The sequence below is a fragment of the Variovorax sp. GW821-FHT09A10 genome, assembly GCF_059418385.1.
The window spans coordinates 104066-120606 of sequence record NZ_JBWKPT010000010.1; the positions used below are offsets into that span (position 1 = coordinate 104066).

16 protein-coding genes are annotated in these 16541 nt (G+C 68.9%); 7 read left to right on the forward strand and 9 right to left on the reverse strand.

The window, feature by feature from the left end; translation table 11 throughout:
• Positions 1–101 precede the first annotated feature (101 nt).
• Positions 102–662, reverse strand: coding sequence for a TlpA family protein disulfide reductase (locus AC07Q9_RS27300; RefSeq protein WP_495312455.1), 561 nt, complete (start codon positions 660–662; stop codon positions 102–104).
• Entirely contained in the window at positions 663–1259 is a 597-nt protein-coding gene (locus tag AC07Q9_RS27305) for a hypothetical protein (protein ID WP_492733939.1), read from the reverse strand. It abuts the gene before it with no gap.
• 101 nt (positions 1260–1360) lie between these two features.
• On the opposite strand from AC07Q9_RS27305, the gene mpl reads away from it, so the two are divergent.
• Both mpl and AC07Q9_RS27315 read left to right on the forward strand, forming a co-directional pair.
• A complete protein-coding gene (mpl, locus tag AC07Q9_RS27310) occupies positions 1361–2770 on the forward strand; it encodes a UDP-N-acetylmuramate:L-alanyl-gamma-D-glutamyl-meso-diaminopimelate ligase (RefSeq protein WP_495312456.1) in 1410 nt (469 codons plus the stop codon).
• Positions 2770–3279 carry a cupin domain-containing protein gene (locus AC07Q9_RS27315; protein WP_495312457.1) on the forward strand — a complete coding sequence of 170 codons (510 nt, stop codon included), beginning with the start codon at positions 2770–2772 and terminating at the stop codon, positions 3277–3279. Before mpl ends, AC07Q9_RS27315 begins: the two co-directional genes overlap by 1 nt.
• Positions 3280–3301: 22 nt before the next feature.
• Here AC07Q9_RS27315 and AC07Q9_RS27320 read toward each other — a convergent pair whose 3' ends face one another.
• From AC07Q9_RS27320 to AC07Q9_RS27345, 6 genes are all read right to left on the reverse strand, one after another.
• Positions 3302–4420 carry a 3-deoxy-7-phosphoheptulonate synthase gene (locus tag AC07Q9_RS27320; RefSeq protein ID WP_495312458.1) on the reverse strand — a complete coding sequence of 373 codons (1119 nt, stop codon included), beginning with the start codon at positions 4418–4420 and terminating at the stop codon, positions 3302–3304.
• Positions 4421–4655: 235 nt separating this feature from the next.
• Positions 4656–5195, reverse strand: a complete 540-nt coding sequence (locus tag AC07Q9_RS27325) for a hypothetical protein (protein WP_159278550.1) — start codon at positions 5193–5195, stop codon at positions 4656–4658.
• Positions 5196–5276: 81 nt separating this feature from the next.
• Positions 5277–6737, reverse strand: a complete 1461-nt coding sequence (tldD, locus tag AC07Q9_RS27330) for a metalloprotease TldD (RefSeq protein WP_489059307.1) — start codon at positions 6735–6737, stop codon at positions 5277–5279.
• 115 nt (positions 6738–6852) lie between these two features.
• Positions 6853–8007 carry a rod shape-determining protein RodA gene (gene rodA / locus AC07Q9_RS27335; protein WP_495312459.1) on the reverse strand — a complete coding sequence of 385 codons (1155 nt, stop codon included), beginning with the start codon at positions 8005–8007 and terminating at the stop codon, positions 6853–6855.
• 35 nt (positions 8008–8042) lie between these two features.
• Positions 8043–9878 carry a sensor histidine kinase gene (locus tag AC07Q9_RS27340; protein WP_495312460.1) on the reverse strand — a complete coding sequence of 612 codons (1836 nt, stop codon included), beginning with the start codon at positions 9876–9878 and terminating at the stop codon, positions 8043–8045.
• Positions 9879–9884: 6 nt separating this feature from the next.
• Positions 9885–10628, reverse strand: coding sequence for a response regulator (locus AC07Q9_RS27345; protein WP_489059313.1), 744 nt, complete (start codon positions 10626–10628; stop codon positions 9885–9887).
• A 280-nt stretch (positions 10629–10908) separates the two neighbouring features.
• On the opposite strand from AC07Q9_RS27345, the gene AC07Q9_RS27350 reads away from it, so the two are divergent.
• From AC07Q9_RS27350 to mtgA, 5 genes are read left to right on the forward strand one after another with little or no spacing between them, the layout of a single operon-like run.
• Positions 10909–11502 (forward strand): YqiA/YcfP family alpha/beta fold hydrolase, encoded by a 594-nt coding sequence (locus AC07Q9_RS27350; RefSeq protein WP_492679257.1) that lies wholly within the window; start codon positions 10909–10911, stop codon positions 11500–11502.
• Between the two features lie 52 nt (positions 11503–11554).
• Positions 11555–13624, forward strand: a complete 2070-nt coding sequence (locus AC07Q9_RS27355) for a ribonuclease catalytic domain-containing protein (RefSeq protein WP_495312461.1) — start codon at positions 11555–11557, stop codon at positions 13622–13624.
• A 49-nt stretch (positions 13625–13673) separates the two neighbouring features.
• A complete protein-coding gene (locus AC07Q9_RS27360; protein ID WP_495312462.1) occupies positions 13674–14525 on the forward strand; it encodes an energy transducer TonB in 852 nt (283 codons plus the stop codon).
• Between the two features lie 34 nt (positions 14526–14559).
• Positions 14560–15417 (forward strand): shikimate dehydrogenase, encoded by an 858-nt coding sequence (aroE, locus tag AC07Q9_RS27365; protein ID WP_495312463.1) that lies wholly within the window; start codon positions 14560–14562, stop codon positions 15415–15417.
• Positions 15414–16157 carry a monofunctional biosynthetic peptidoglycan transglycosylase gene (gene mtgA / locus AC07Q9_RS27370; protein WP_495312464.1) on the forward strand — a complete coding sequence of 248 codons (744 nt, stop codon included), beginning with the start codon at positions 15414–15416 and terminating at the stop codon, positions 16155–16157. The genes aroE and mtgA overlap by 4 nt, the downstream gene beginning before the upstream one ends.
• Here the strand turns inward: mtgA and AC07Q9_RS27375 are convergent.
• A complete protein-coding gene (locus tag AC07Q9_RS27375; protein WP_307583343.1) occupies positions 16102–16539 on the reverse strand; it encodes a ribosomal maturation YjgA family protein in 438 nt (145 codons plus the stop codon). The two genes, mtgA and AC07Q9_RS27375, sit on opposite strands and share 56 nt — an antisense overlap.
• Positions 16540–16541: the final 2 nt, after the last annotated feature.

The following is a 16541-nucleotide window of genomic DNA, read 5'->3' on the forward strand; positions in this document are numbered from 1 at the left end:
GGGACTCCAGTGCCAGCTTTGCCGGTCTTTAGGAAAGAACTTGACCGAAAACCGTCGATTTTCGGCGTTTGGCGTCTAACGCCAGCTTGTGTATTTAAATTCTAACCGTGAACAAGTTGGCGTCGCCACGCGTCCAGGTCGGTCGTTTCAAGCTTGCCCATTTTACGAGCCAGCACCGAACCGTCGGCATGGAGCACCAGGGTGAACGGCAGGCCGCCCCCAGTGTTACCCAGATTCTTGACCAGTTCCATGCCCTGCAACCCGGCCAATGCGGTCGGATAGGTGACCGGCGTGCGCTGCAGGAACTTGCGCACGGCGCTGGGTTGATCGATGGCCAATCCCACCACTTGCCAGCCGTTGGCACCGTGTTCGCGGAAAAAGGCGTCGATCATCGGCATTTCTTCGACGCAGGGCGGACACCACGTGGCCCAGAAGTTGAGCAGCACGGGCTTGCCGCGCAGGCTCGTCAGCGCCAGCTCGCCGCCCTCGGGGCGCTCGAAGCGCTGGTCCCAGAACATGGCTGCATCGAGCTTTTCGCCGCCGGTGGCCGCGACGCCGCTGTCATTGCGCTCCCGCCACCAGGCGCCGGCCACGCCGGCCGCGGCAGCGACTGCCGCCAGGCCGGCATACAGCATGCCGCGTCGTGTGGGCGTTGAAGTCATTCACTGGTCCTTTACTTGTTCAATGCGTCGGCGCAGCGCGTTCAGGTCGCCGCGCGGCGCGCGCCCCTGGGCGTCGGGCTTGAGGGCGCCGCGCAGGTCGTCGAGGTCGTACACCAGCAGGTGCACCCCGATTTCCTCGCCCAACGCCCGGCTCGGCGCGTGGACGCTGAGGGCTTCGACCTGCTCGCCATGGAAGCCGGTCACCATGCGCGGCTCGTAGTCCACGTGGTGATCGATCAGGGCGATTTCGGCCGACTTGGAATCATCGCAGAACAATTGAATATAAATGTCTGACAAACGTGTGGCCGTGCCGTGCCAGACGGCGCCCCCCACATGCGGCCGGAACACGGCCATGCGCTCCATCCACTCGAGCGCGAGCAGGCGCAGCGCGTGCAGTTCCTGGGGCTGGGTGTCGGCGCAGAAGACCGCGATGTAGTCGCGCACCTCGGCCTCGACCTCGTCGTTGTTGGGCAGCGCGGTGCGCGTCGGGAGGCCGAGTTCGCGCAGCGCCCGGCGCTTGGCCGGGCCGTACTCGAGCCCCTCCTCGACCACGAGTCGGGCGGCAACGGCGGCGATCTCACGCTTGGACGTGTCCATCGGGGCATTTTGCCCGCTGCGAGCGTCCCTCACATGAACATCAGTACGGCGCCCGGGGCGAAGCGGCCGAAGCACCCGCAGCGCCTCCCTAGAATTGGCCGATGCACATTCATATTCTGGGTATCTGCGGCACGTTCATGGGCGGTGTGGCCGCCCTCGCACGCGAAGCAGGCCACCGGGTCACGGGCTGCGACGCCGGCGTGTACCCCCCGATGAGCGACCAGCTGCGCGCGCTCGGCATCGACCTGATCGAAGGCTTCGGCGCCGACCAGCTGGACCTCGCCCCCGACATGTTCGTGGTCGGCAACGTGGTCTCGCGGGCCCGACTGCCCGACGGCAGCCCCAAGTTCCCGCTGATGGAAGCGATCCTGGACGCCGGCAAGCCCTACACCAGCGGCCCGCAGTGGCTGGCCGAGCACGTGCTGCAGGGCCGGCACGTGCTGGCCGTGGCCGGCACGCACGGCAAGACGACCACCACCTCGATGCTGGCCTGGGTGCTCGAACAGGGCGGCAAGGCGCCCGGCTTCCTGGTCGGCGGCGTGCCGCTGGACTTCGGCGTGTCGGCCCGGTTGGGCGACGGCCCGGCCTTCGTGATCGAGGCCGATGAATACGACACCGCCTTCTTCGACAAGCGCAGCAAATTCGTTCACTACCGGCCACGCACCGCGGTGCTGAACAACCTGGAGTTCGATCACGCCGACATCTTTGACGATCTGGCCGCCATCGAGCGCCAGTTCCATCACCTCGTGCGCACGGTGCCCGGTACCGGGCGCCTGGTGGTGAACGCCACCGAAGAGAGCCTGCAGCGCGTGCTGGCCCAGGGCTGCTGGAGCGAACTCGCCCGCTTCGGCGATGGCGGTCCGGCCACGGAATGGCAGGCGCGCGGCACGCACGACGCCTTCGACGTGCTGCACCGCGGCGAGGTGGTCGGCCGGGTCGAGTGGGCGCTCTCGGGCCTGCACAACCAGATGAACGCGCTGGCCGCCATCGCGGCGGCCGACCATGTGGGCGTGCCGCCGGCCGACGCAGCCCGTGCGCTCGGGCGCTTTCGCAACGTGCGTCGCCGCATGGAGCTGCGCGGCACGGTCGAGGGCCAGGGCGGCGCGATCACCGTCTACGACGACTTCGCCCACCACCCCACCGCGATCCGCACCACGCTCGACGGGCTGCGCAAGAAACTCGACGACGCCGGCAAGCAAAGTGAGCGCATCCTCGCGGCCTTCGAACCGCGCAGCAACACGATGAAGCTGGGCGTGATGGCCGCGCAACTGCCGTGGAGCCTGGAATCGGCCGACCTGTCGTTCTGCCACACGGCCGGCCTCGACTGGGACGCGGCCGCCGCGCTGGCACCGATGGGCGCACGCGCCCAGGTCGCCGGCGCCATCGAACCGCTGGTGCAGCAGGTCGTGGCCGCGGCGCGGCCCGGCGATCACATCGTCTGCATGAGCAACGGCGGCTTCGGCGGCGTGCACGAGAAACTGCTGGACGCCCTGCGCGCCGCCCACGGATGATGAGTGGCATGCGCGCGCGTGAGCTGATCGACACCCTGAAGCTCCAGCCCCACCCCGAGGGCGGCTGGTATGCCGAGGTGTTCCGGTCGGCCGCGAGCGTGACGCCCGCCGACGGCCGCGCGCCGCGCAGCGCGCTGACCAGCATCTATTTCCTGCTCGAAGTCCACCAGCATTCGCGCTGGCACCGGGTGCTGTCCGACGAAGTCTGGGTGCACCTGGAAGGCGTACCGCTGGCGCTGTGGACCTGCGACGCCGCGATGCGGACCGCGCCGGCCCACGTGAAGCTGGGCCCGGTCGATGTGCACGGCACCCGGCCGCAGCACGTGGTGCCCGCCGGCCAGTGGCAGGCCGCGCGCCCGATCCAGGGCCACGCGAGCGGCGACTACACGCTGGTCGCCTGCATGGTCGGGCCGGGCTTCGACTTCGCGGATTTCTCGCTGGTGCCGCAGGGCAGCGACGAGGCGGCGTCGATGCGGCACCACTGGCCCGACCTGGCCAGCATGCTCTAACTAACTAATAGCTAATAGCGCCTCAGCCCCGGCGCTGCTTGACGGCTTGAGACAAGGTCTCGAGCACCTGCACCGAATCGTCCCAACCGATGCACGCATCGGTGATGCTCTTGCCGTACTCGAGGCCCGACAGCTGGTCCTTGCCCGGCGTGAACTTCTGGGCGCCCGGCTGCAGGTGGCTTTCGATCATCACGCCGAACACGCGCTTGGAGCCGCCGGCGATCTGGCCGGCGATGTCCTTGGCCACGTCGATCTGCTTCTGGTGCTGCTTGGAGCTGTTGGCGTGGCTGCAGTCGACCATGAGCGTGGGCGGCAGCTTGGCGGCTTCGAGGTCCTTGCAGGCCGCCTCGACGCTGGCGGCGTCGTAGTTCGGCGTCTTGCCGCCGCGCAGGATCACGTGGCAGTCGCGGTTGCCGTTGGTCTGCACGATCGCGACCTGGCCGTTCTTGTGCACCGAGAGGAAGTGGTGGCCGCGCGCCGCCGCCTGGATGGCGTCGGTGGCGATGCGGATGTTGCCGTCGGTGCCGTTCTTGAAGCCGATGGGCGCCGACAGGCCCGAGGCCAGTTCGCGGTGCACCTGACTTTCGGTGGTGCGCGCGCCGATGGCGCCCCAGGCGATCAGGTCGCCGATGTACTGCGGCGAGATCACGTCGAGGAACTCGCTGCCCGCCGGCAGGCCCAGGCGGTTGATGTCGATCAGCAGCTGGCGCGCGATGCGCAGGCCTTCGTCGATGCGGTAGCTCTCGTCCAGGTACGGGTCATTGATGAGCCCCTTCCAGCCGACCGTGGTGCGCGGCTTCTCGAAGTACACGCGCATCACGATTTCCAGCGTGCCGGCGTACTTGTCGCGCTCGGCCTTGAGGCGGCGGGCGTACTCGAGGGCCGCGGCCGGGTCGTGGATCGAACACGGGCCCATGACCACCAGCAGCCGATCGTCCTTGCCGGCCATGATGTTGTGGATGCCGCGGCGGGTGCCGGTGATCAGCGTTTCGATCGGCGTGCCGCGGATCGGGAAGAAGCGGATCAGATGTTCGGGAGGGGGGAGCACGTTGATGTCCTTGATGCGTTCGTCGTCGGTCTTGCTGGTTTTTTCGACGCTCGCATACCAGCTGTCGCCGGTGGGAGGGGTGTTCGTGCTCATGGTTCTCTTCCTTGTTGGTGTGAATGAAAAATCGTCAGGGCATAAAAAAACCGCCGGGGGCTGGAAGCCACCGGCGGTTCTGGGAGGGTGTTCGTTTGCTTTACGCGCTCGCCTCTCGTCCGCCGGAAACCGGGAACCAAAAGTAGGCAAAAAAGTAAGCGCGGAGGGCGGACATGTGGGCGGAATGTAGCACGGAAAACGAAAACCCGGCCAGGCGGCCGGGTCGGTGTTGTTTTTACCTGTAGCCGGATTCGTTGGCGTTGTGAATGATCCAGATCAGGTTGCCGCTGCTGAAATCGCCCATGCCGCCGCCCGCGAAAATCAGGCGGCCCTGGCCCTTGTAGGTCATCTCGAAGCGGTGGCGGTCGCTGCCGAAGTAGAAGGGAATCCAGGCCTTGCCGGTGATGTAGGCACCCTGGTCGGTGGGCTGGCCAGCGAGGTCGGTGACCTGCTTGGTGCTCATGCCGATCTGCAGGCGCGTGAACTTGCTGTTGCGCGCCGGGTTGCCGGTGATCTCGCCCTCGAAACCGTTCAGACCCTTGACCGTGCGGCCGCTGCCGGCCTCGACCTTGGAGGAATCGACCACGTTGCCGCGAGCGTCCATGCCGGCCTTCGAACCGCTGGGCGCCGCAGGCGCGGCGGCGGCCGGGGCGGGTGCCGGTGCGGCGGCGGGCTGGCTGCCCGAACCGCCGCGCGATGCGCAACCGGCTGTGGCCAGCGCGACCACGGCGGTCACGGCCCACAGCACGGCGGGCGAGTTGATCCTGTTCCCCATTGAAATGCTCCTTGATTCGTCGTTCGCAAAAAGGAGCGCAGCTTAGCAACCGAAGGAAACAGCCGGCAAGTGCCGAAAGTCCTAAGCCGTTCCACCTACCGTCAGGCCGTCGATGCGAAGGGTCGGCTGGCCGACGCCGACAGGGACGCTCTGGCCCTCCTTGCCGCAGGTGCCGACGCCCGAATCGAGCGCCATGTCGTTGCCGATCATGGTCACGCGGGTGAGCGCGTCGGGGCCGTTGCCCACGATGGTCGCGCCCTTCACCGGGTACTGGATCTTGCCGTTCTCGACCCAGAAGGCCTCGCTGGCCGAGAACACGAACTTGCCGCTCGTGATGTCGACCTGCCCGCCGCCGAAGTTGGTGGCGTACAGGCCCTTCTTGATGCTGGCGACGATTTCCTGCGGGTCCTTGTCGCCGCCGAGCATGTAGGTGTTGGTCATGCGCGGCATCGGCACGTGGGCGTAGCTCTCGCGGCGGCCGTTGCCCGTGGGCTTGACCTTCATGAGGCGGGCGTTCATCGAATCCTGGATGTAGCCCTTGAGGATGCCGTCCTCGATCAGCACGTTGCGCTGGCTGGCGTGGCCTTCGTCGTCCACGTTGAGCGAGCCGCGGCGGTCGGCGATGGTGCCGTCGTCGAGCACCGTGACGCCCTTGGCCGCCACGCGCTGGCCGATGCGGCCCGAGAACGCGCTCGAGCCCTTGCGGTTGAAGTCGCCCTCCAGGCCGTGGCCGATGGCTTCGTGCAGCAGGATGCCGGGCCAGCCCGAGCCGAGCACCACGGTCATCTCGCCGGCCGGGGCCGGGCGGGCGTCGAGGTTGGTCAGCGCGGCCTTCACGGCGTGGTCGACGTACTCGGCGATCTGTTCGTCGGTGAAGTAGGCCAAGCCGAAGCGCCCGCCGCCGCCGCCCGAGCCGACCTCGCGTCGGCCGTTCTGCTCGGCGATCACGGTGACCGACAGGCGCACCAGCGGGCGCACGTCGGCCGCCAGCGTGCCGTCGGCGCGCGCCACCAGGATCACGTCGTACTCGCTCGCCAGGCCCGCCATGACCTGCGCCACGCGCGGATCGCGCGAACGGGCGAGCTTCTCGACCCGTTCGAGCAACTTGACCTTGGCGGTGCTGTCGAGCGTGGAAATGGGATCGACGCCGTTGTAAAGCGAGCGGCTCGCGGCGATCTTGCGGGCGGGCGTCTTCACGCGCGCGGTGCGACCGGCGGAGGAAATGGAGCGCACCGTGCGCGCCGCGTCGAGCAGCGAGGCCTCAGAGATGTCGTCCGAATAGGCAAAGGCGGTTTTCTCGCCGCTCACGGCGCGCACGCCAACGCCCTGGTCGATGCTGAAGCTGCCGGTCTTGACGATGCCCTCCTCGAGGCTCCAGCCCTCGCTGCGGGTGTACTGGAAGTACAGGTCGGCATCGTCCACGCGGTGCGCGGTGATCTCGGCCAGGGCCTTGCTCAGGTGCGATTCGTCCAGGCCGAACGGCGTGAGCAGGAGCTGTTGCGCCGTGGCGAGGCGCTCGATGGTGGGTTCGCGGGAGATCATGGTGGATTATTGCTCGCCCCCAGGCTACGCGCACTTCGTGTCGCTTCTCCAACCCCCTACCGGGGGCAACACCTGAGGCCCGGCAAAGCCGGTTCCTCGGTGTTTCTGGCCTGATTCAGTTCTGGGCGAGTTTGCGGGCCCGCGCGATCGACATCAGGATGCCCAGCCCCAGCCCCAGCGTGACCATGGCGGTGCCGCCGTAGCTGATGAACGGCAGCGGCACGCCCACCACCGGCAGGATGCCGCTGACCATGCTCATGTTCACGAAGGCGTAGGTGAAGAAGATCATGGTCACCGCCCCGGCCAACAGGCGCGAGAACAGCGTGGGCGCGTTCAGCGCAATGGTCAGCCCGCGGAAGATCAGCAGGATGAAGGCCGCGATCAGCGTCAGGTTGCCGATCAGGCCGAATTCCTCGGAGTACGCCGCGAAGATGAAGTCGGTGGTGCGCTCGGGAATGAATTCGAGGTGCGTCTGCGTGCCCTGCATGAAGCCCTTGCCGCCGACGCCGCCCGAACCGATGGCGATCATCCCCTGAATGATGTGGAAGCCCTTGCCCAGCGGGTCCTTGCTGGGGTCGAGCAGCGTGCACACGCGCTGCTTCTGGTAGTCGTGCAGCACGCGCCAGTCGACGCCGTCGACGCACAGCTGCGACTCGAAACCCACGATGAGCGTGATCGCCACCGCGCCGAGCACCACCGGCGGCACGATCAGCTTCCACGGCAGCCCGGCAAAGAAGATCACCGCGAGCCCGGCCGCCAGCACCAGCAGCGAGGTGCCCAGGTCGGGCTGTTTCATGATGAGCCCGACCGGCACCGCCAGCAGCAGCGTCGCCACCACGAAGTCGAGCGGGCGCAGCTGCCCCTCGCGGCGCTGGAACCACCAGGCCAGCATCAGCGGCATCGCGATCTTGAGGATTTCACTGGGCTGGATCACCACGCCCACGTTGATCCAGCGCTGGGCGCCCTTCTTGGTGATGCCGAAGAGCGCCACCGCGATCAGCAGCGCCACTCCGGCCGCATACAGCGGCACGGCGAACGCCATGAGGCGCTGCGGCGGCACCTGCGCCACCACGAACATGATGCCGCCGGCCAGCAGCATGTTGCGGCCATGGTCGAGAAAGCGCGTGCCATGGTCGTAGCCGGAGGAATACATGGTGAGCAGCCCGGCAAAGGCGAGCAGCATCACGGCAAAGGCCAGGAAGCCGTCGAAGCCCTGGAAGATGGGCGCGATGCGACGCGCCAGGGAGGGCTGATTGAACACGGCAGACATGATGGGGGCGGATTATCCCCGCCCCGCCCGCCCCTTCAGTCGAAACCGAGCTGAACGACCGTGCGCCCCGGTCGGCTTTCGAGCGCCAGCCGGGCCCCGATGGCAGCGGCGCGCTTCGACAGCGCCTTCGGCACCTCGGCGGCGTCGAAGCCCACGCCGTTGTCGATCACGCGCAGGTGCACGGCGCCGGCGCGTGCGTCGGCCTCGATGCGCAACGCGCTGGCGTGGGCATGCTGCAGCACGTTCGAGATGGCCTCGAACAGCAGGAACTGCAGCTGCCGCGTGGCGTGGGCGTCGAGCTGCGTGACCGTGGGCAGTTCGTCCACGCCCCATTCGAAGGCGATGTCGGCGGCGGCCAGCCGGGGTTCCAGCCGGTAGCGCAGCGCCGCCAGCAGCGCGCCGATGTCGCCGGGCGGCAGGTGGATGGAGTCGATCGACAGCTTGAGCTGGTCGAGCGAATCGCGCAGGGTGCGCAGCAGTTCCTCCGGGCTGGTCTGGCCCGACTGCAGCTGCCGGATCGCCGAGCTGATGTGCGAGCCCACGCCGTCGTGCATGTCGCGCAGGATGCGCTCGCGCTCATGGGTGCGCGCCTGGTCGCGGGCCACCTCCTCCAGCTCGGCGTAGGTGGAGGCCAGTTCGCGTTCGCGCTGCGCCACCCGGTCGGCCAGCGTCTTGACCCAGCCGCGCGCCTGCACGCTGGCAAAGTGAAAGCGCCGCAGCACGATGAGCAGCAGCGCCACGCCGAACATCACCGAGGAATAGCGCACCCAGGTGGTTTCGCCGTAGGCATCGCTCAGACGGATCACCAGCCAGTCGCGCGTGCCGAAGGCCACCGTGACCAGCGCGGCGCCGGCCACCAGCAGCCGCTCGACGCTGGGCCGGCGCACCGTGGCCACCGCAAAAGCGATCACGAAGCCGACGACGATCGTGATCTCGACCGCCAGCCAGCCCGTGAGCCAGCGCGGCTCCTCGCGGTTCAGCGCCAGCCAGGTGAACACCACGGTGCCGGCCACCACGGCCGCCATCGGCCAGCGTATCCAGCGCATGCGCGGGTTCTGCGCCCAGTCGGCGAGGTGGTAGCAGAACATCATGGCGGAGGCAGCCCAGCCCGCGTAGCAGCCGGCCATCAGCACGCCCCACAGCTGCCACGGCAGCGGCGGCTCGGGAATCATGGCGTCGGCCACGCGCACGGCCCAGCAGAACTCGGCCAGCGCGGCCCAGAAATAGAGGGCGTCGCGCTGGCGGCGGCCCGTCGCGCCGGTGTCGACCTGCGTGAACCACAGCGCCAGCGCGATGCTGCCGACGATGAGGCTGAACGCCGTCAGCAGCACCGACCCCGTGAAGCGCCAGGCGTAGGCGCGCTCGAACAGCGCGGTGCGCACCGGCGTCGCCGGCCCGACGGTGACGCGCGACAGTCCGGCGCGCCGTTCGCTGTCGGCCCGGATGCGGATCTGCAGCAGGTTCTCGCCCTCTTTCAGCAGCCGCCCGGGCACCGGCACGTAGACGGGGGCCTTGGCGTAGTCGGCGCGGTTGCCCTGGCCCAGGTCACCGTAGGCCTGCAGCAGCGTGCCGTTGAGCTGCACCTCGAAGACGCTGCCGGCGCGGGGAATGAAGATGCCCCAGGGCACCTCGGGCAGGGTCTCGACCCGGAACGGCAGCTCGAAGCTCGCGAAGCCGGTGCGGCCGTGGTGCCGGCGGTCCCAGTGGTAGGACAGGTCGACCGCTTCGGTCTGCACGACGCCGTCGATGGTGGTGGTCACCATGGCGTGACGCAGCTCGATCGGGCCTTGCGCCCCGGCCGCTGCGGCACTCCCCGCAGCGAACAGCACCGCCAGTCCCAGCAGGCACAGGAACGCCAGCCGCCGCAGCATCCGCCCTCAGCCCGGGTGGGACAGCAGGCCGAGGCGCGTGGCCTCGAACACCGCTTCGCTCTTGGAATGCACCGCGAGCTTGCCGTAGAGGTTCTTGATGTGGGTCTGCACCGTGTGCACGCTCAGGCCCTTGAGGCGCGCGATCTCGGCGTACGAGAAGCCGCGCGCGATCAACGTCAGCACCTCGTGCTCGCGCGCCGAGAGCAGGCCGCGGTCGGCCTCGTCGAGCGCCGTCTCTGCCGGCGCCGCGCCGGCTGTGCCCGGCACGGCCGCCTGCAGGCTGCGGTACTTGGCGAGCACGCGGCGCGCGATCATGGGCGAGATCGGCGAGGCGCCGGCCTTCATCTCGACGATGGTCTGCGCGATGTCCTCGGGCGCCGCGTCCTTGTGGATGTAGCCGACGGCGCCGGCCTCGATGCTGGCCAGCACGTTCTCCTCGTCGCCGAAGACCGACACCACCAGCGGCTCGCAGCCGGGAAAGCGGGCGACAGCGTCGCGGATCACGTCGAGCCCGGTGCCGTCGGGCATGCCCAGGTCGACCAGCAGCACGTCGGGGATGGTCGCGGTGCCGGCCAGCCAGGTGCGCGCCTCCTGCACCGTGCCGGCACTGCCCAGCCAGAACAGGCGCGGGCTGCGCTGCACGCTGGCCTCGAAGAAGGCGCGTGCGCGGCTGTCGTCCTCGACCACGAGCACGCCCCAGCGGCGTGGCATCCCGTCATCCTGTGCCTCGGTATTCATGGGATGGAGCATAAGCCTCGGCACCTGCGGCCATGCCGGCCCGGCCTCCCGCGTTCATGGGATGCCCCCTGCCAGATGCGTCACGAAACTTGTCTCATTCTTCTCCCCCTTCGCTGCACTGCGCGCGCCACGCGAGGCGCACCGTGAGTACTTTCGAATTCCAGACACGTGCTTGTCGCCTGTTTCGCAGGGATTTGTGGGGTCACCGCACCTTTGGCGCTGCGGACCTCATGCAAAATTGTCCGAATCCGGCCACGGGGCGCGACCTGCGCACCGCCAGTCACCTTCTCCCATGGACCCGCAAACCACCCATCTGTTGTACCTGCACGGCTTCCGTTCGTCGCCCCGCTCCACCAAGGCGCGGCTGGTGGCGAAGCACGTGGCGCGCGAGCACCCGAACCTGGAGTGGTGGTGCCCGCAACTGCCGCCGTCGCCGCACGATGCCATCGACATGGTGATGAAGGGCATCGCGGACTGGCCGCGCAAGTCGATGGCGGTGATCGGTTCGTCGCTCGGCGGTTTCTACGCCACCTATGTCGCGGGCATGACCCGCTGCCGCGCCGTGCTGCTCAACCCCGCGGTGCACCCGGCGCGCGACCTCACGCGCTACATCGGCAGCCAGACCGCCTGGCACGATCCGGCCGAGCACTTCTACTTCCAGCCGGAGTTCATCCAGGAGCTGCGCGCGATGGAAATCGGCGCGCTCACGCGGCCCGAGCGCCTGTTCGCGATCATCGCCAAGGGCGACGAGGCGCTCGACTGGCACGAGATGTCGGCGCGCTACCCCGACAGCCGCATCAAGCTGCTCGAGGGCGGCGACCATGCGCTGTCCGATTTCGAAAAAGCGCACCTCGACGACGTGATGGCCTTCATCAACCCCGTCTAGCGTTCGCCCCGGGCCTGGAAGCGCGCCCGATCCCGCGTGGGAGAATCGCCGGATGTTTGTATTGTTTGAAGAAGCCGGCAAGTACCTCGGCGGCCGCGTCCTGTCGGAAGCCGAAGCCTCGGCACAGGTCGAGCTCGAGACCGGCAAGCGCGTCAAGGTCAAGGGCGCCAACATCGTTCTGCGTTTCGAGAAACCGTCCCCGGCCGAGCTGATGGCCGAGGCGCGCACGCTCGCCGCCGCCATGGACCTCGACCTCGCCTGGGAATTCGCAGCCGAAGGCGAGTTCGGCTTTGCCGACCTGGCGGCCGACTATTTCAGCGAGAAGCCCACGCTCGGGCAGCAGGCCGCCGCGCTGTTCGCGCTGTTCGAGGCGCCGCACTACTTCCGCCGCGCGGGCAAGGGGCGCTTCAAGAAGGCGCCCGCCGAGATCGTGCAGCAGGCGCTGGCCGCCATCGAGAAGAAGAAGGCCATCCAGGCGCAGATCGTCGAATGGGCGGGCCAGCTGGCCGAGGGCGTGTGCCCGCCGCCGATCCGCGAGCAGCTCTACAAGATCCTGTTCAAGCCCGACAAGAACGCCCCCGAATACAAGGCCGTGGTCGACGCCGCGCGCGCCACGCAGCGCCCGCCGCTCGACCTGCTGGAGCGCGCCGGCGCCATCGATTCGCCCTACCAGTTCCACTGGCGGCGCTTCCTGTTCGAGAACTTCCCCAAGGGCACCGGCTTTCCCGCGCTCGCGGCGCCGGCCGTCGCCGACGACCTGCCGCTGGCCGAAGGCGTGCGGGCCTTCTCGATCGACGACTCGCAGACCACCGAAATCGACGACGCGCTGTCCGTGCAAGGCATGGGCAGCGGCACCATCACGGTCGGCATCCACATCGCCGCGCCGGGCCTGGCGCTCACGCCGGGCAGCGCCATCGACGCCGTGGCGCGTGCGCGCATGTCCACCGTGTACATGCCGGGCTACAAGATCACCATGCTGCCCGACGAGGTGGTCGACACCTACACGCTGCTCGAAGGCGGCGACCGCCCGGCCGTGTCGCTCTATGCGCGCTTTGACGAAGCCACGCTGGAGCTGCAGGCCACCGAGACGAAACTCGAGCGCGTGCCGATCGTCGCCAACCTGCGCCACGACCAGCTCGACGCCGTCGTCACGCAGCCCTGGCTCGAAGACGCCACCTTCAATTCGGACAACACCCCCGACGCCGCCGCGAAGCTGCGCGCGCCGCTGTCCTTCCTGTTCCGCCTGGCCAAGCACCTGAAGGCGCAGCGCGAAGTGGTGCGCGGCAAGCCCGAGAACTTCAGCCGGCCCGACTACAACTTCCGCCTCGTCGGCAACGACGGCGCCGAGCCCACCGGCAACGAGCAGGTGCAGATCAGCACGCGCCAGCGCGGCGCGCCGCTCGACCTGATCGTGTCCGAGGCCATGATCCTGGCCAACAGCAGCTGGGGCGGCTGGCTCGGCGAGCTCGGCGTGCCGGGCCTGTACCGCAGCCAGGCCAGCCTGGCGCCCGGCATCAAGGTGCGCATGGGCACGCGCGCGCTGCCGCACGCGGGCCTGGGCGTGAAGAGCTACGCCTGGAGCACCTCGCCGCTGCGCCGCTACACCGACCTCGTGAACCAGTGGCAGATCATCGCGGCCGCGCGCCACGGCAAGACCGCCGCGCTGGCCGCGCCGTTCAAGCCGAAGGACGCCGACCTGTTCTCCATCCTCTCGGGCTTCGACGCGGCCTACGCCACGTACAACGCCTACCAGGGCGGCATGGAGCGCTTCTGGACGCTGAAGTACCTGCAGCAGCAGGGCATCACCGAGCTCGAGGCCACGGTCATCAAGGACATTCCCAACGGCGCGCTGGTGCGTGCCGACACGCTGCCGCTGGTGTTCCCGGTGGCCGGCCAGCAGGAGCGCGGCGCGCGCGTGCGCGTGAAGCTCGGCGAGATCGACGAGATCGCGCTCGACGTGAGCGGCACCGTGCTCGAACGCTTCGACGTGCCGCAGGCCGATGCCGCAGCCGCTGACGGCGGCGAGGACGACGAGGAAGAAGTCGCCGGCCCGATCGCCATCGCGGTCGACCTGAGCGACACCGAGGCCGCACCCGACCCGACGACGACCACGCCTGCATGACCCCCGGTCGAACGACCGGAGACACGCGACCCCTGGAGGAGTTTCGAGAATGAATCTCAAGGACCTCAGCACGCTGCAGATCGCTCTGGGCGTGTCGGTCATCGCGCATGCCGCGTTGCTCGCGGTGCGCTTCGTCGATCCCGAATCGTTCAACCGGGTCTTCAGCGAAACCCCGCTCGAAGTGATCCTGGTCAACAGCAAGACCAACGACAAGGCCGACCCCGCGGCCCGCGTGATGGCGCAGACCACGCTCGCGGGCGGCGGCGACCTCGACAAGGGCCGCGCCACCAGCCCGCTGCCGCCGTCGAGCTTCACCACCATGGGCGACTCGTTCGAAGAATCGCGCCGCCAGGTCGAGGCCATGCAGGCCCAGCAGATGCAGATGCTGGCGCAGCTCAAGCGCGAGCTGGCCGCCATGCCCGTGCCCGATCCGCGCCAGGCCGGCGACCCGACCGAGGCCGCCGCGCGCGAGGAAAAGCGCCGCCAGATGGTCGCGCTGCTCGCCGAGATCGAGCGCCGCGTGAACGAGGAAAACGCGCGCCCCAAGAAGCGCTACCTGAGCCCCGCCACGCGCGAGGCGGCCTACGCGCTGTACGTCGACACGCTGCGCCGCCGCATCGAGGTCAAGGGCACCGAGAACTTCCCGACCGCGGCCGGCAAGAAGCTCTACGGCGAACTCAAGATGACCGTCACCATCAACCACGACGGGCGCGTGCTCGACACCGTGGTCGACGAAAGCTCGGGCAACACCACGCTCGACCGCCGTGCCCAGGCCATCGTGCGCAGCGTCGGAAACTTCGGCACCTTCACCGACGCGATGCGCAAGCAGACCGACCAGATCGTGCTGCAGTCGCGCTTCAAGTTCACGCGCGACGAGACCATCGAGCTGTCGTCCCAATAGCAACAGCACCCCAGCAGAACACGGAGCATCGGCCATGGATCAGTACTGCGTCATGGGCAACCCCGTCGAGCACAGCCGCTCGCCCCGCATCCACGCGCGCTTTGCCGAACTCTGCGGCCAGCCCATGGCCTACGGCCGGCGCCTGGTGCCGCTCGGCGCCTTTGCCGAAGGCATTGCCGCCTTCCGCAGCGAGGCCGCCGCGCAGGGCGACACCGCGCGCGGCTGCAACGTCACCGTGCCCTTCAAGTTCGATGCCGCCGCGCTCGCGCAGCACACCAGCGAGCGCGCCACGCTGGCGCAGGCCGTGAACACGCTGCGCTTCGAGGCCGACGGCAGCATCCATGCCGACAACACCGACGGCATCGGCCTGGTCAACGACATCGTGCGCAACGCCGGCGTGCCGCTGGCGGGCCGGTCGCTGCTGCTGATCGGCGCCGGCGGCGCGGCGGCGGGCGTGCTCGGGCCGCTGCTCGACGCGGGCGCCGCGCACGTCGTGGTGGCCAACCGCACGCTCGACAAGGCCATCGCGCTGGTGCAGCGCCATGCCGCGCTTGCGCTGCGCCACGGCGCCACGCTCGAAGCCTGGGCGCTCGACGACGTGCCGGGCGACTTCGACGTGGTGGTCAACGCCACCGCCTCCAGCCTCGCGGGCGACGCGGTGCCCGTGCGCGCGCAGGTGCTGCGCCCCGGCGCGCTGGCCGTCGACATGATGTACGGCCCCGCCGCCGCAGGCTTCATGGCCTGGGCCGAGGCGCACGGCGCCGTCGCGCGCGACGGCCTCGGCATGCTGGTGGAACAGGCCGCCGAAGCCTTCGAATTCTGGCGCGGCGTGCGCCCGCCGTCGGCGCAGGTGCTGGCCGAGCTGCGCGCCTCGCTCGCCGCCGGCGCATGAAGGGCCTGCTGCGCCTGATCGCCTGCCTCGTGGTGGCGGGCCTGGCGCTCGAACTGTTCTTCGTGGTGCGCATCGCGGCCATGGCGGTGATCGATCCGCAGAGCACGGCCTTCCAGCGCTCCGAGGCCTGGCGCGTCGCCCTCTCGCAGGGCCGCGACGGCGGCTGGCGCCAGGACTGGGTGCCCTACACGCAGATCAACGACACCCTCAAGCGCGCCGTGATCGCCAGCGAAGACGCCGGCTTCGTCGACCACAACGGCGTGGAGTGGGAAGCCATCGAGCGTGCGCGCCAGCGCAACGCCCGCGCCGAACAGCTGGCCGCCAAGCGCATGGCGCGCGCGGCGGCACGCGGCAAGCCGGTGCAGCCGGCCCCGCTGCGCGGCGGCTCCACCATCACGCAGCAGCTCGCGAAGAACCTGCTGCTGTCGGGCGAACGCACGATGCTGCGCAAGGGCCAGGAGCTGGTGCTCGCCACGCTGCTTGAGGTGCTGCTCGACAAGCAGCGCATCCTCGAGATCTACCTGAACAACGTCGAATGGGGCGAAGGCGTGTTCGGCGCCGAGGCCGCGGCGCAGTACTACTTCAGGAAGCCGGCCGCGCGCCTGAGTTCGTACGAGGCCGCGCGCCTGGCCGTGATGCTGCCGAGCCCGAAGTTCTTCGAGCGGCGGCCCAATTCGTCGTACATCAACGGACGGGCATCGACGATCGTGGCGCGGATGCCGGCGGTCGACCTGCCCTGAGCTTGCGCACCGCGCCTTCCACCGCCAGCACGGCGACGAAGCCGATCGCGTAGGCCAGCACGTCCCACCAGTCGGCGGTGGCACCGAGCACGATGCGCAGCGCGCGGTTCGGAATGTGCAGGTGCCACGTCGACGCAAGGAACTGCCCGAGCTCCACCAGCAGCCCCACACCGAAGGCCGCCAGTGCGAGCGGCAGCACGCGCGCGGCGACGAAGGTCTTGAACACCACGTACACCCACGCCACGGCCAGCACGTCGCCGAAGAAGCTTCGCACCCAGCCCCAGCGCGCGCCGACGGTGGCCAGCAGCACGAGCAACACGAAGAGGGCCACCGCCCACGCCAGGGAAAGAAGATCGAATCGCCATCGCATGGCCCGTATCATCG

What these genes read in the sequence shown, in the direction of transcription:
- AC07Q9_RS27300 (WP_495312455.1), bottom strand. Translation starts at nt 662, where the DNA reads ATGACTTCAACGCCCACACGACGCGGCATGCTGTATGCCGGCCTGGCG.
- AC07Q9_RS27305 (WP_492733939.1), bottom strand. Translation starts at nt 1,259, where the DNA reads ATGGACACGTCCAAGCGTGAGATCGCCGCCGTTGCCGCCCGACTCGTG.
- mpl (WP_495312456.1), top strand. Translation starts at nt 1,361, where the DNA reads ATGCACATTCATATTCTGGGTATCTGCGGCACGTTCATGGGCGGTGTG.
- AC07Q9_RS27315 (WP_495312457.1), top strand. Translation starts at nt 2,770, where the DNA reads ATGAGTGGCATGCGCGCGCGTGAGCTGATCGACACCCTGAAGCTCCAG.
- AC07Q9_RS27320 (WP_495312458.1), bottom strand. Translation starts at nt 4,420, where the DNA reads ATGAGCACGAACACCCCTCCCACCGGCGACAGCTGGTATGCGAGCGTC.
- AC07Q9_RS27325 (WP_159278550.1), bottom strand. Translation starts at nt 5,195, where the DNA reads ATGGGGAACAGGATCAACTCGCCCGCCGTGCTGTGGGCCGTGACCGCC.
- tldD (WP_489059307.1), bottom strand. Translation starts at nt 6,737, where the DNA reads ATGATCTCCCGCGAACCCACCATCGAGCGCCTCGCCACGGCGCAACAG.
- rodA (WP_495312459.1), bottom strand. Translation starts at nt 8,007, where the DNA reads ATGTCTGCCGTGTTCAATCAGCCCTCCCTGGCGCGTCGCATCGCGCCC.
- AC07Q9_RS27340 (WP_495312460.1), bottom strand. Translation starts at nt 9,878, where the DNA reads ATGCTGCGGCGGCTGGCGTTCCTGTGCCTGCTGGGACTGGCGGTGCTG.
- AC07Q9_RS27345 (WP_489059313.1), bottom strand. Translation starts at nt 10,628, where the DNA reads ATGCTCCATCCCATGAATACCGAGGCACAGGATGACGGGATGCCACGC.
- AC07Q9_RS27350 (WP_492679257.1), top strand. Translation starts at nt 10,909, where the DNA reads ATGGACCCGCAAACCACCCATCTGTTGTACCTGCACGGCTTCCGTTCG.
- AC07Q9_RS27355 (WP_495312461.1), top strand. Translation starts at nt 11,555, where the DNA reads ATGTTTGTATTGTTTGAAGAAGCCGGCAAGTACCTCGGCGGCCGCGTC.
- AC07Q9_RS27360 (WP_495312462.1), top strand. Translation starts at nt 13,674, where the DNA reads ATGAATCTCAAGGACCTCAGCACGCTGCAGATCGCTCTGGGCGTGTCG.
- aroE (WP_495312463.1), top strand. Translation starts at nt 14,560, where the DNA reads ATGGATCAGTACTGCGTCATGGGCAACCCCGTCGAGCACAGCCGCTCG.
- mtgA (WP_495312464.1), top strand. Translation starts at nt 15,414, where the DNA reads ATGAAGGGCCTGCTGCGCCTGATCGCCTGCCTCGTGGTGGCGGGCCTG.
- AC07Q9_RS27375 (WP_307583343.1), bottom strand. Translation starts at nt 16,539, where the DNA reads ATGATACGGGCCATGCGATGGCGATTCGATCTTCTTTCCCTGGCGTGG.